At 52.7% G+C, this 12203-nt stretch carries 13 protein-coding genes and 1 other RNA gene; 6 read left to right on the top strand and 8 right to left on the bottom strand.

Annotated elements, in window-relative coordinates; all coding sequences use genetic code 11:
- Positions 1 to 39 precede the first annotated feature (39 nt).
- Together ssrA and smpB are read right to left on the bottom strand one after the other, a co-directional pair.
- Positions 40 to 402, bottom strand: a transfer-messenger RNA (tmRNA) gene (gene ssrA / locus A6A26_RS21380).
- Between the two features lie 43 nt (positions 403 to 445).
- On the bottom strand, positions 446 to 928 hold the full coding sequence (gene smpB, locus A6A26_RS21375; protein WP_063880613.1) for an SsrA-binding protein SmpB: 483 nt from the start codon (positions 926 to 928) through the stop codon (positions 446 to 448).
- Between the two features lie 158 nt (positions 929 to 1086).
- On the opposite strand from smpB, the gene A6A26_RS21370 reads away from it, so the two are divergent.
- Both A6A26_RS21370 and A6A26_RS21365 read left to right on the top strand, forming a co-directional pair.
- Entirely contained in the window at positions 1087 to 1521 is a 435-nt protein-coding gene (locus A6A26_RS21370) for a type II toxin-antitoxin system RatA family toxin (protein ID WP_063880612.1), read from the top strand.
- A complete protein-coding gene (locus A6A26_RS21365; protein WP_063880611.1) occupies positions 1514 to 1807 on the top strand; it encodes an RnfH family protein in 294 nt (97 codons plus the stop codon). The genes A6A26_RS21370 and A6A26_RS21365 overlap by 8 nt, the downstream gene beginning before the upstream one ends.
- Before the next feature lie 102 nt (positions 1808 to 1909).
- Here A6A26_RS21365 and bamE read toward each other — a convergent pair whose 3' ends face one another.
- From bamE to nadK, 3 genes are all read right to left on the bottom strand, one after another.
- Positions 1910 to 2257, bottom strand: coding sequence for an outer membrane protein assembly factor BamE (gene bamE, locus A6A26_RS21360; protein ID WP_063880610.1), 348 nt, complete (start codon positions 2255 to 2257; stop codon positions 1910 to 1912).
- Positions 2258 to 2443: 186 nt separating this feature from the next.
- Positions 2444 to 4105 (bottom strand): DNA repair protein RecN, encoded by a 1662-nt coding sequence (gene recN / locus A6A26_RS21355; RefSeq protein WP_063880609.1) that lies wholly within the window; start codon positions 4103 to 4105, stop codon positions 2444 to 2446.
- Between the two features lie 84 nt (positions 4106 to 4189).
- Complete coding sequence (gene nadK / locus A6A26_RS21350) at positions 4190 to 5068, bottom strand: NAD(+) kinase (protein ID WP_063880608.1); 879 nt, start codon at positions 5066 to 5068, stop codon at positions 4190 to 4192.
- Between the two features lie 122 nt (positions 5069 to 5190).
- Between nadK and grpE the strand changes: the two genes are divergently transcribed.
- A complete protein-coding gene (grpE, locus tag A6A26_RS21345; protein ID WP_063880607.1) occupies positions 5191 to 5772 on the top strand; it encodes a nucleotide exchange factor GrpE in 582 nt (193 codons plus the stop codon).
- A 57-nt stretch (positions 5773 to 5829) separates the two neighbouring features.
- On the opposite strand, the gene ung is transcribed toward grpE, so the two are convergent.
- Complete coding sequence (ung, locus tag A6A26_RS21340; protein ID WP_063880606.1) at positions 5830 to 6510, bottom strand: uracil-DNA glycosylase; 681 nt, start codon at positions 6508 to 6510, stop codon at positions 5830 to 5832.
- A gap of 257 nt (positions 6511 to 6767) precedes the next feature.
- On the opposite strand from ung, the gene grcA reads away from it, so the two are divergent.
- On the top strand, positions 6768 to 7151 hold the full coding sequence (gene grcA / locus A6A26_RS21335; RefSeq protein WP_063880605.1) for an autonomous glycyl radical cofactor GrcA: 384 nt from the start codon (positions 6768 to 6770) through the stop codon (positions 7149 to 7151).
- 208 nt (positions 7152 to 7359) lie between these two features.
- Here grcA and srmB read toward each other — a convergent pair whose 3' ends face one another.
- Positions 7360 to 8688, bottom strand: coding sequence for an ATP-dependent RNA helicase SrmB (gene srmB, locus A6A26_RS21330; RefSeq protein WP_063880604.1), 1329 nt, complete (start codon positions 8686 to 8688; stop codon positions 7360 to 7362).
- Positions 8689 to 8855: 167 nt separating this feature from the next.
- Here srmB and A6A26_RS21325 point away from each other — a divergent pair, with 167 nt between their 5' ends.
- Positions 8856 to 9608 (top strand): tRNA(1)(Val) (adenine(37)-N(6))-methyltransferase TrmN, encoded by a 753-nt coding sequence (locus A6A26_RS21325; protein WP_063880603.1) that lies wholly within the window; start codon positions 8856 to 8858, stop codon positions 9606 to 9608.
- On the opposite strand, the gene nadB is transcribed toward A6A26_RS21325, so the two are convergent.
- Positions 9590 to 11251 (bottom strand): L-aspartate oxidase, encoded by a 1662-nt coding sequence (nadB, locus tag A6A26_RS21320; protein WP_063881231.1) that lies wholly within the window; start codon positions 11249 to 11251, stop codon positions 9590 to 9592. The genes A6A26_RS21325 and nadB overlap by 19 nt on opposite strands.
- 371 nt (positions 11252 to 11622) lie before the next feature.
- Here nadB and rpoE point away from each other — a divergent pair, with 371 nt between their 5' ends.
- Positions 11623 to 12201 (top strand): RNA polymerase sigma factor RpoE, encoded by a 579-nt coding sequence (gene rpoE / locus A6A26_RS21315; RefSeq protein WP_006120509.1) that lies wholly within the window; start codon positions 11623 to 11625, stop codon positions 12199 to 12201.
- The last annotated feature ends 2 nt before the right edge of the window (positions 12202 to 12203 follow it).

The following is a 12203-nucleotide window of genomic DNA, read 5'->3' as shown; positions in this document are numbered from 1 at the left end:
ACTTCAGCGGACAATTCTGGTATCGCCGCGAAAGAATTTTGGTGGAGCTGGCGGGAGTTGAACCCGCGTCCGAAATTACTACACCGTCGGCACTACATGCTTAGTACAGTCTTTACATTCGCCGGTCAGCTGCGGACAGACACGCCACTGACAGACTAGCCTGATTCAGTTTAACGCTTCAACCCCAGGCAAGGCATCCGCGCGATCTCTTTTGGGTTTGACCTCTCTTGATCCCCGTCCTAAGAGCGGAGGCTAGGGAGAGAGGGCTCTAAGCAGGTTATTAAGCTGCTAGTGCGTAGTTTTCGTCGTTTGCGACTATTTTTTTGCGGCTTTTTACGAGGCCAACCGCCCCTCGGCATGCTCCTAAGGCTTCACAATCCCGTCGAATCCAGAATCAGCCCCAGAACTTCAAATACTAGCAAAAAAGCGTATCGAATTCCAGTGTTTAACGATTGGCATTCTTCATAATGCGTGCTTTATCCATTTGCCATTCGCGATCTTTGATGTCGTTGCGCTTGTCGTGCTCTTTCTTACCGCGTGCAACGCCAATCTTTAACTTACACCAGGCGTTTTTCCAATAGAGCGACAGCGCAACGACGGTATAGCCTTCGCGGTTGACACGACCGTAGAGTGAGTCCAGCTCACGCTGCTTTAACAGCAGTTTACGGCTGCGGGTGGGATCGCAGACCACGTGCGATGAGGCCACCGCCAGCGGCTGAAAAGTGGAACCGAACAGATACGCTTCACCGTCGCGCAGCAGAATATAGCTGTCGCTGATGTTAGCTTTACCTGCACGGAGTGATTTAACTTCCCATCCCTGTAGCGACAGGCCAGCTTCGAATTCTTCTTCAATGAAGTATTCATGGCGAGCGCGCTTGTTCATGGCAATGGTGGCAGAACCGGATTTGTGTGTTTTTTTCTTTGTCATAATGCCGCGTATTTTACATCACTTGGTCGGTTATCGCATCCCCAGTCCAGCGGGGCAGCAGGAAACAGGCTATTCTAGCACACCATGACAATGAGGAATTTTTGTTTAATCGCTGAAAATGCTATTATTTAGCGGTTTTGTGACGAACAGGAACCATTATGGCTCAGATTAGTCGTTCGGCGCTGGTCCCCTTTAGCGCCGGACAAATGTACCAACTTGTAAATGATGTGGATGCTTACCCGCAATTCCTGCCGGGCTGCACCGGAAGCCGCGTACTGGATGCCTCAGAAAACCAAATGACGGCTTCAGTCGACGTGTCGAAAGCGGGCATCAGCAAAACATTTACCACCCGAAATACGCTGACTGACAACCAGAGCATTCATATGCAACTGGTCGATGGGCCGTTCCGTAAACTCACCGGTGGCTGGCGCTTTATCGATCTTGGGGAGGATGCCTGCAAGGTTGAGCTAAGCCTGGAGTTTGAATTCACCAACATGCTGGTTGAGATGGCATTTGGTCGAATCTTTAAAGAACTGGCTAATAGCATGGTGCAGGCATTTACCCAGCGCGCCAAAGAGGTTTACAGTGCCTGATATCTCTGTCGAGGTGGTGTACGCCCTGCCCGAAAAACAGTATCAGCACTATGTAAAACTGGAAGAGGGCAGCACGGTTGAGCAGGCTATCCGCAAATCAGGCTTACTGGAACTGCGGCCTGAAATCGATTTGGCCAGCAACAAGGTGGGGATTTACAGCCATCCGGTAAAACTGAGCGACAGCGTGCAGGAAGGCGATCGGGTAGAGATCTATCGCCCGCTTATCGCCGATCCTAAAGAGCTTCGTCGTCAACGTGCGGAGCGCGCGGCGAGCAGTAAAAAATAACCTGTTGGTTCAAACTCCAGTCATTAAAAAAGGCGCTTATCAGCGCCTTTTTACATTCTGTGATGCCCGGTCGTTTGTCGGTAACGACCTTTGCCTCTTCGATTAGTTATCCTGCGAAGACAGCGCTGGCTTGTTGTCGATGTTGGTCAGTACGCCGCTGCGGTCAAAGGTCAGCGTCAGCGTTTGCTGTTTCACTTTCTCGTGACCTGGCTCCTGACGGAACACGTAGTACCAGACATTGCTGCCAAAGGGATCTTTCATCATTGGCGTACCCAGCGTATAGGCCACCTGTTGCTGTGTCATACCGTTATGAAGCTTGGCAACATCATTGGCAACCAGATAGTTACCCTGATTGATATCGGGGCGATAAACAACGCGCTCTAAAGTGGAACATCCTGCGGTCATCATTAACATTACTACTGCCGCGGCAGTCAGCGTTTTACAGCGCATCTATACATTCCTTTTCCGGGGCGAAACGCCTTTTACAGGCTGTTCTTCTGCCATCAAATTCTGAACTCTGCCTGCGGCAGGCTTTATTATTCAGGCGACATTAGCTGTCGATGATAATAAACCTTTTCGCTATTGGAAACCTCTACAGAGCATGCATATGACCACGCTGTGGTAAAAAAGTGCATATCAGGCCGCTAAAAGTTCTTTCGCGTTAGCCAGTGTGTTGCGGGTGACCTCGCTACCGCCCAGTAAGCGTGCCAGTTCCTGCAGGCGTGCGCGCTTATCCAGAGGCTGCATGTGCGTTTCCGTCATTTCGCCATCGGTTTCCTTGCTGACATAGAAATGCTGATGCCCACAACCCGCCACCTGCGGCAGATGGGTTACGCACATGACCTGGGTGGATTCCCCAAGCTGGCGCAACATTTTACCCACTACCGCAGCCGTCGGACCGCTAATCCCCACGTCAACTTCGTCGAAAATCATCGCCGGCGTTTCCATTTTCTTAGCGGTGATAACCTGAATCGCCAGCGCGATACGCGACAGTTCACCCCCAGAGGCGACTTTACCCAGCGGCTGTAACGGCTGGCCAGGGTTGGTCGTCACCTGAAAATCAATGCGGCTGGCACCGTCGGCGGTCAGTTGCTCAGGGTTGAAAATCAGCTCAATGGCAAAGCGACCGTGCGGCATAGAGAGCAAATGCATGCTTTGGGTAATCAGCTGCTGTAACTCGGTTGCATAACGGCTGCGCTGAGCGTGCAGTTGCTCTGCACACTGGAGGGCTGCGTTGTAGTGCTCGGTTACCAACGTCTGCAGGCTTTCCTGATCGCTTTCCTGCTGTGACAGCAGTTCCGCTTCATCCAGCAGTTGCTGGTGCACAGCGGGCAGGCCTTCTGGTGCCACATGATGCTTGCGGGCCAGGGCGATTTGTCGGGAGATACGCTGTTCCAGCTCATAGAGGCGGTTCGGGTCCAGATCCAGACTGTCGCAGTAGTGGCGCAGTTCGTCACTGGCTTCGCTCAACTGAATCGCCGCTTCTTCCAGCAGGTTATAAACGCCGCTCACCTTGTCATCCAGCGCGCTGAGTTCAGACAGCATCTGACGCGCGCTGTACAGCATGCTGTTCAGGTTGGTGTCATCGCTGTCGGCTAACAGCTGAAGCGCCTGCTGGCTGGTCGACAACAGCTGGCCGCTGTTGGCCAGACGTTTGTACTCTTCGTCAATCTGCTCAAACTCGCCTGCCACCGGGGCAAACTCGTTCAGCTCTTTAAGCTGATACTGTAACAACTCTCGGCGGGATTCACGCTCCTGCGCCTGCTGCTGATGCTGCGCCAGCGTACGGCAGCTCTGGTGCCACGTCTGGTAGGACGCACGCATTGCAACAAGCAAGTCGTCATGACCGGCGTAGGCATCCAGCAGGTGCTTCTGATGATCGGACTTGAGCAGCAACTGATGGGCATGCTGTCCGTGAATCTGAATCAGTAACTGGCCCAGGTCGCGTAACTGAGAGAGGGGAACGGCTGTGCCATTGATAAAGCCGCGTGAGCGACCATCGGCGCTGATAACACGGCGCAGCAGACACTCGCTACCGTCGTCCAGATGATTGTCAGTCAGCCAGCGCTGTGCCGACGGCGAGGCTTTGATTTGAAAGCGCGCACACAAGTCCGCGCGACTGGCGCCCTGACGCACCATATCCGCATCGGCACGTCCGCCAAGGCACAACCCAAGCGCATCGATAGCAATAGATTTACCTGCACCGGTTTCACCAGTGATGGCGGTCATACCGCGTTGAAAATCAATGTCGAGCTCACGAACGATAGCGAAATTGCTGATGGTCAGTTGTGCCAGCATAGCGTCACCTGTATGAATAAACACATATGGTTTTTCATACAGTATAAACTGGTTTTTTATACAGTAAAGAGGGCGCGGTCATTTTCAGAACAATTTTTTTGACCAACCCAGTTTCGAACTCAGCGTGTTGAAATAACTGTAATTTTTAGGATGGATAAGATTGAGATGATTTTCGCTGCGGCGAATCAGCACATCTTCCCCTTCCTGGATAGGCAGCGCAATCTGGCTGTCACAGCTGATCTCAAGGTCGTTACGACGTGCCGAGAAACGGAGCCGAATCGTACTGCTGCTGTTGATCACCAGCGGGCGCGCGGACAAGGTGTGCGGGAACATGGGCACAATGGTAATGGCGTCCAGAGAGGGCGTTAAAATCGGGCCGCCAGCGGAAAGCGAATAGGCGGTCGAGCCGGTGGGCGTAGAAATAATCAGGCCGTCCGAACGCTGCGAGAAGGCAAAAACTTCGTCGATATAAACTTCAAACTCAATCATGTGGGCGACTTTGCCCGGATGCAGCACCACTTCATTGATGGCGCTGCCGATACGCGGCGAGCAATCCGACTTGCACACCTGCGCTTCCAGCAGGAAGCGGCTTTCAACAAAATAGTTGCCGTTTAGCACTTCATCGAGCTGGTGATGCGCGTTATCGGGGTCAAGATCGGTTAAAAACCCCAAGTTGCCGCGGTTAATGCCAATCACTTTAATGTCATAACGCGCCAGCACTCTGGCCGCGCCTAACATATTACCGTCACCTCCCACCACAACGGCCAGATCGGCTTTTTGACCGATTTCAGCCAGCGTACCGGTCTGGACATCGCCAAGCGACAGTTCCTGCGCAATCTGCTGTTCAACAATAACGGGATAGCCTTTGGCGGTCAGCCAGCGACACAGCATTTCATGCGTCGTGAGTGCGGTAGGATGGCGTGGATGGCCCACAATACCAATACAGTTAAAGTGTTTGTTCATCGAGTGGGTGTTCCTCATAAGCCAAATCGGCACGATGATGTGACGTGTTCCCTTGAAACCGTCAAACCAATCCCCATAATAAGCCAACCAGCGAAGTGAATGTGCAAAACGCGGAGAAATTCATGAGTAGTAAAGAACAGAACACCCCAAACGAGCAAGTCTCAGACGAAATTCAACAGGATCAACATCAACCTCAGGACGCGGAGACAGCAGTAGAGGTGGATCCGCGTGATGAGCGCATCGCTCAGCTTGAAGCTGAGTTAGCCCAGTTGCAGACGGGCGTACGTGATGCTCAACTGCGTGCGCAGGCCGAAATTGAAAACGTTCGCCGCCGCACCGAAATGGATATTGAAAAAGCGCACAAGTTTGCGCTGGAGAAGTTTGCCAATGAGCTGCTTCCGGTGATTGATAGCCTGGAACGTGCGCTGGAACTGGCAAACAAAGAAGACGAGAAGTCTGCCTCTATGGTTGAAGGCATTGAGCTTACGCTGAAATCCCTGCTGGGCGCGGTGCGTAAATTCGGTGTTGAAGTGGTCGGTGAAACCGGTGTGCCGTTTAACCCGGAAGTGCACCAGGCTATGTCGATGATGGAATCTGAGGATTTCGAGCCGAACCACGTGATGATGGTGATGCAACCTGGTTATACGCTGAATGGTCGCCTGCTGCGTCCGGCTATGGTTGCCGTGGCGAAAGCGAAAGCCTGATTATTGCTTTATCCTGCAACGGCCGCGCACTGACGCGGCCGTTTGTGTTTATGGCGTTTACTCAGGTAAGACCGGCGTCCAGTTAATCGGGGTTTTACCGGCATCGCGTAACAACGCATTGGTTTTGGAAAAATGCTGGCAGCCAAAGAAGCCACGATGTGCCGAAAGCGGGGAAGGGTGCGGAGCCTGTAGAACGTGATGGCGCTGGCGATCGATAATGCTGCCTTTCTTCTGCGCGTGTGAGCCCCAAAGTAGAAAGATCACGCCTTCACGCTGCTCATTGATAGCCTTGATCACCGTATCGGTAAAGGTTTCCCATCCCAGTCGGGCATGAGAATGCGCTTTACCGGCTTCAACGGTCAGTACGGTGTTCAGTAACATCACGCCCTGTTCCGCCCAACTGGCCAGATAACCATGATTGGGTTTCTCAAAGCCCGGAATGTCCTGCTGCAACTCTTTGTACATGTTTTGCAATGACGGCGGTGTCTGTACGCCCGGCAGTACAGAGAAAGCCAGCCCGTGGGCCTGATGGGGGCCGTGATAAGGGTCCTGTCCCAGAATCACCACGTTCACATCGCCTAATTCGGTTAAGCGAAACGCGTTAAACACATCTTTCTGCGGCGGATAAACCGTTACGCCTGCAGCCCGCTGGTTAGCGACATGTTTCAGGGTTTCGATAAAGTAGGGTTTTTCTTTCTCTTCAGCCAGCACGTCATGCCAGGTCAGCTTTTCAGCCATGATCAACTCCCTTGTATTTCGAACCTTAAGCTTAGCGGTTCACTCTGCAGACATGAAGCCCAAAATTTTTTTAAAAATTAAACGAAATTTTCTTAAGGCGCGTTTTTAAAATCAAAAGCTTACCAGCGTGAGGATAAAACGCCCGATTGTAATTGATGCAGGTCAAAGTCATGGTCGCTATCGGGTGATATACCAACAGCTCAAATTGACTGATTCACGGTGTTGGCAACCGTCAGCACGTTGTTGGAGGGATTGAAATGATCACAGGTATTCAGATTACCCAATCGAGTAATCCGGCTTTAATTAACTCGTTTTGGCTGCTGGACGAGGAAAAAGCGCAGGCGCGCTGTCTCTGTGCCGTCGCAGGCTATCAGGAGGATCAGATTGTGACGATTGGGGAACTCGGCGACGTCGCTTACCGTGAAGTGCCTGTCGAGGTGAAACCTCAGGTGCGCGTCGAGGGTGGACAGCATTTAAACGTCAACGTATTGCGCCGTGAAACGCTGGAAGATGCCGTGAAACATCCCGAGAAGTACCCACAGCTGACTATTCGCGTGTCGGGCTATGCCGTACGTTTTAACTCACTCACCGCTGAACAGCAGCGCGACGTGATTACCCGCACCTTTACAGAAAGTTTGTAATGGCTCTGGTGTCGAAATAAAACGCAACGCCTTATCCGGGAATTTATTTCTATTAACAAGGAGATAACTTTTCGGGCAGGCGCGTCACACCTGACTGTGAGGCCGGAGTAACCTGTTGGGCGTTAAAATGGCACTAAAGCAGTATTTACTGGCCTGATAAAATAAAAATCGCCTCATAAAGAGGCGATTTTTTTGAGCGGGTGTTGAATTATTCCGCACTCTCGCTGCCTGGCGTGCTGCCGCTTGGCTTGCGGCGCTTACCGACATTTTTGAGATCGCGATGACGTTTTTTAACCCGTGGTTTCTCTTCGTCTTTCGCTTTTTTCTCTGCACGCTTCACAAGCACCTTTTTCGACGGTTTTCCCGTGGATTTCGGTGAGGGCGCACGGGTCACAGGACGCAGCTCATCAATCACGCGCGCCTTAAGTGGCTCATCCACATAACGGCTGACTTTACCCAACAGCAGATAATCGTGCGCTTCGACCAGCGAAATCGCAATGCCTTTACGACCGGCACGACCGGTGCGTCCAATGCGGTGCAGATAGGTGTCCGCCGTGCGTGGCATATCGAAGTTAATCACGTGGCTCACGTCGTCAACGTCGATACCGCGCGCAGCGATGTCCGTTGCTACCAGAATATTTACGCGTCCCTCAATCAGGCGCTTAATCGCCTCATTGCGTTTCGCCTGCACCATCTCACCTTCAAGGTAACTGGTACGAATGCCGGCATCGTGAAGCCAGCCGACCAGCTCATGCAGACGTTCACGCTTACGTACAAACACAATGGTGCGGGTAACTTCTGGCTGTTTTAACAGGTGAACCAGCAGTTTGGTTTTGTGCTCCAGGTCATCTGCCCGGTAATACCACTGCTGAATCTTTTTACGCTCGCGACGGCTGGGATCGGCTTCCAGTTCGACCGGATCATTGAGCAGGCGCTCGGCAAAATCTTTGATGTGTTCGCCTTCCAGCGTGGCTGAAAACAGCAACGTCTGTTTGCGCCAGCGCGTTTCACCTGCGATGGTTTCGATATCCTGGGCAAAGCCCATATCCAGCATGCGGTCAGCTTCATCCAGAATCAGGGTTTCAACGGCGCGGCAATCAAAGTTTTCTTCTTTAATGTACTGCAGCAGACGTCCGGTGGTCGCCACCACCACGTCCTGGTTCTCGCTAAACACTTCGGCGTGGTTCATATAGGCTACGCCGCCCGTGATCGTCGCAATATCCAAGTGCGTATGCTTAGCCAGTTCACGCGCCTGGTCGGCAACCTGCATCGCCAGTTCGCGGGTTGGCGTTAAAATTAAAATGCGTGGCGGACCAGACTTTTTACGTGGAAAATCGAGCAGGTGCTGCAACGCCGGTAATAAATACGCAGCGGTTTTCCCGGTCCCGGTAGGTGCCGAACCCAGAACGTCGCGGCCCTCCAGCGCGGGGGGAATGGCAGCAGCCTGAATTGCTGTAGGGCGCGTATAGCCTTTCTCCTGCAGCGCTTCAAGCAGGCTTTCGTCGAGTTCAAGTTCGGAAAATGTGGTTACGGTCATGTTCTACCTCAGTTTGGGGCGCTGATTATAGACAGATCGGACATAATCTTCATCTGTTTATCGGTATTGACTGCGCCAGATTACGTCAACGACGTGAATTCCCCAACCCACCACGTTACACTGACCCCTTGCCGTACGGCAGGTAAAAAGGTGAATGGTCGCTGAGTATGATGCAGGACAAGCCGCAGACGCGGCCACAATTAAAAAAGAATGGTTTTACCTTCAAGCAGTTTTTTGTTGCCCACGACCGCTGTGCGATGAAGGTCGGTACAGATGGTATTTTGCTGGGCGCATGGGCGCCGGTGGCCGGAGTTAAGCGGATTCTTGATATCGGTGCTGGTTCGGGGCTGATTGCCCTGATGCTGGCCCAGCGTACTCCGTCAGCGGTTGACATTGATGCGGTAGAGTTAGATCCCGATGCCGCACAGCAGGCGCGCGAAAATATCCAGCACTCTCCCTGGGCAACGCGGATTCATGTCCATCAGCAGGACATCGCCCAGTGGGCTGAAAACTGCGAAGCGCGCTACTCGCTTATCGTCAGTAATCCTCCTTATTTTGAGCCCGGTGTGGCCTGCGCGACGTCCGCTAGAGACAGTGCGCGCGCCACCGGTTCGTTAGATCACCAAACATTATTACGTTGTGCGGCCTCGCTGATTGAAGAAGAGGGGTTTTTCTGTGTGATCTTACCCGAAGCGACAGGGCAGCAGGTTATCGCCCAGGCGCAGGCTGACGGCTGGCATTTACGCTTTCGCTTTGACGTTGCGGAATACGCGCATCGCCCACCTCATCGGGTGCTACTGGGGTTTTCCCCCAGCGCAGGCGAAACCCTGTTTGAACGGCTGGCTATTCGCGACGCGGACAGACAATACTCTGAAGCCTGGCAAAGCCTGACGCGCGACTTCTATTTATTTATGTCATGACCGGGTTGCAGCACGGTAGGTTGTGCCTCGGGTAACAAATCAGGATAGTCGCGGATAAAATGCAACCCGCGACTCTCTTTCCTCTGCAGCGCACAGCGCACCATCAGTTCAGCCACCTGCACCAGGTTTCGCAGCTCCAGCAGGTTATTAGACAGGCGGAAGTGACGGTAGTACTCGTCTATTTCCTGTTGCAACAGCGTGATGCGACGCAATGCCCGCTCCAGCCGCTTGGTGGTGCGCACAATCCCCACGTAGTCCCACATAAACAGTCGCAGTTCATGCCAGTTATGCTGAATCACCACCCGTTCATCGGCATCATCCACCTGGCTGTCGTCCCAGGCCGGTAAGCTGTCTACAGCGTCAACCTCGGGTAAAATACGCAGCAGATCTTCCGCCGCCGACCAGCCATAGACAAGGCATTCGAGCAGTGAATTTGACGCCATGCGATTGGCACCGTGTAGGCCGGTATAGCTGACTTCACCAATCGCGTACAAGCCGTTGATATCGGTGCGGCCCTGCTCGTTCACCATCACGCCGCCGCAGGTGTAATGGGCGGCGGGCACCACCGGGATCTTATCCTTCGTCAGGTCAAAGCCAAAGGTGAGCAGTTTTTCGTAAATCATGGGGAAGTGCGAACGCACAAACGCTTCAGGCTGATGACTGATGTCCAGATACATACAGTCCACGCCCAGGCGTTTCATTTCATGATCGATGGCACGGGCGACAATATCGCGCGGTGCCAGCTCAGCGCGTGCATCAAAGTCGGGCATAAAACGCGAACCATCAGGCCGCACCAGCCACGCACCTTCGCCGCGCAGCGCTTCGGTGAGCAGAAAGTTTTGTGCCTGGGGATGAAACAGGCAAGTGGGGTGAAACTGATTAAACTCCAGGTTAGCCACACGGCAACCTGCCCGCCATGCCATCGCAATGCCATCGCCCGATGCGACATCGGGATTCGTGGTGTACTGATACACTTTGGCCGCACCGCCCGTGGCCAGGACGACGGCACGTGCGCGGCAGGTTTCAACCCGTTCGCGGTTACGGTTCCAGATCCAGGCACCGGTAACACGACGCGGGCCCGGCAGGCCGAGCTTATCTGAAAGAATAAGATCCACCGCGTTGGTGCGTTCAAGAATGCGGATATTCGGATGATGTAACGCCTGACCTACCAGCGTGGTTTCTACCTCGCGGCCCGTCGCGTCCGCGCTGTGCAGAATACGGCGATGACTGTGGCCGCCTTCTTGCGTCAGGTGATAGCGCATCTCCCCCGCAGCCTGTGGATCGGTATCAAAGGCCACCCCGTTATCAATCAACCACTGTACGCAGTGACGCGCATTGCTGGCGACGAACGAGACGGCAGCGCGATCGCATAAACCTGCCCCCGCGACCAGCGTGTCTTCAACATGCGAATCAATGCTGTCGGTTTCGTCAAAGACCGCCGCAATGCCGCCTTGCGCATACAGCGTCGAGCCTTCATTCACCTGCGCTTTGCTTAATACGGTGACCTGATAATGCTCTGCCAGACGCAATGCCAGCGACAATCCTGCCGCACCGCTGCCCACAATGAGTACATCGCACTGATAATCTGAGGGAGAGAAAGTTGTCATGGTGTTTAATTTACTAAACAAGAATGGACCGAGCATAAGCGTTTGGTCGTTTTTTGTGAAGTATTTTGAACACAAACGGCGCAGGATTCGCGCCTTTAAATTAATTTATCAGATATATCAAAAGGTTAATGTATAACGGCTTTAAGCAGGGTTTTTTATACCAAACTTAATCGATTACAAGGATTTAAAGATGAAAAAGCTGTTGTCATAGGTTACTCTGCCTGCGATTTGCGCGCTTTACACTGAACGAAAACCAACAAACTGTGTAATTCTGCCGTAAAGTGGCTAAAAAGAGGCTGAGAGTGAACTTTTCGCCACGCAAAGACTCAAAGCGCATGCTTGCTCAATAGCGGTGTGCTGGCAGTTCCTTAACGCATAAGAAAGTATTTGGGGAGACATTACCTCGGATGAGCGAGCAGTTAGCGGACCAGGTTCTTGTTGAACGGGTTCAGAAGGGGGATCAGAAGGCTTTCAACTTACTGGTAATTCGTTACCAGCATAAAGTGGCGAGCCTGGTCTCACGATATGTCCCTTCAGGCGATGTGCCTGATGTCGTTCAGGAATCATTCATTAAGGCTTATCGCGCACTGGATTCGTTCCGTGGCGATAGCGCGTTTTACACATGGCTGTATCGGATAGCAGTGAATACAGCAAAAAATTATTTGGTCGCTCAGGGACGGCGTCCGCCTTCCAGTGACGTTGATGCAATTGATGCTGAAAACTTCGAAAGTGCGGGCGCATTGAAAGAAATTTCGAACCCTGAGAACTTAATGTTGTCAGATGAACTGAAACAAATCGTCTTTCGTACCATCGAGGCGCTTCCTGAGGACTTGCGAATGGCAATTACCCTCAGGGAACTTGACGGTCTGAGCTATGAAGAGATCGCCGTCATTATGGATTGCCCGGTGGGCACGGTGAGGTCGCGTATCTTCCGTGCACGTGAGGCCATTGATAATAAAGTTCAACCGCTTATCCAACGTCAGTGATA

The organism is Pantoea sp. OXWO6B1, from assembly GCF_001641135.1.
Taxonomy (GTDB): domain Bacteria; phylum Pseudomonadota; class Gammaproteobacteria; order Enterobacterales; family Enterobacteriaceae; genus Pantoea; species Pantoea allii.
This window is presented reverse-complemented; position numbering and strand designations above follow the sequence as displayed.

Bases quoted from the DNA above. Each gene is read 5' to 3' on its own strand.
- smpB (WP_063880613.1), bottom strand. From the start codon at position 928: ATGACAAAGAAAAAAACACACAAATCCGGTTCTGCCACCATTGCCATG.
- A6A26_RS21370 (WP_063880612.1), top strand. From the start codon at position 1,087: ATGGCTCAGATTAGTCGTTCGGCGCTGGTCCCCTTTAGCGCCGGACAA.
- bamE (WP_063880610.1), bottom strand. From the start codon at position 2,257: ATGCGCTGTAAAACGCTGACTGCCGCGGCAGTAGTAATGTTAATGATG.
- recN (WP_063880609.1), bottom strand. From the start codon at position 4,105: ATGCTGGCACAACTGACCATCAGCAATTTCGCTATCGTTCGTGAGCTC.
- nadK (WP_063880608.1), bottom strand. From the start codon at position 5,068: ATGAACAAACACTTTAACTGTATTGGTATTGTGGGCCATCCACGCCAT.
- grpE (WP_063880607.1), top strand. From the start codon at position 5,191: ATGAGTAGTAAAGAACAGAACACCCCAAACGAGCAAGTCTCAGACGAA.
- ung (WP_063880606.1), bottom strand. From the start codon at position 6,510: ATGGCTGAAAAGCTGACCTGGCATGACGTGCTGGCTGAAGAGAAAGAA.
- grcA (WP_063880605.1), top strand. From the start codon at position 6,768: ATGATCACAGGTATTCAGATTACCCAATCGAGTAATCCGGCTTTAATT.
- srmB (WP_063880604.1), bottom strand. From the start codon at position 8,688: ATGACCGTAACCACATTTTCCGAACTTGAACTCGACGAAAGCCTGCTT.
- A6A26_RS21325 (WP_063880603.1), top strand. From the start codon at position 8,856: ATGATGCAGGACAAGCCGCAGACGCGGCCACAATTAAAAAAGAATGGT.
- nadB (WP_063881231.1), bottom strand. From the start codon at position 11,251: ATGCTCGGTCCATTCTTGTTTAGTAAATTAAACACCATGACAACTTTC.
- rpoE (WP_006120509.1), top strand. From the start codon at position 11,623: ATGAGCGAGCAGTTAGCGGACCAGGTTCTTGTTGAACGGGTTCAGAAG.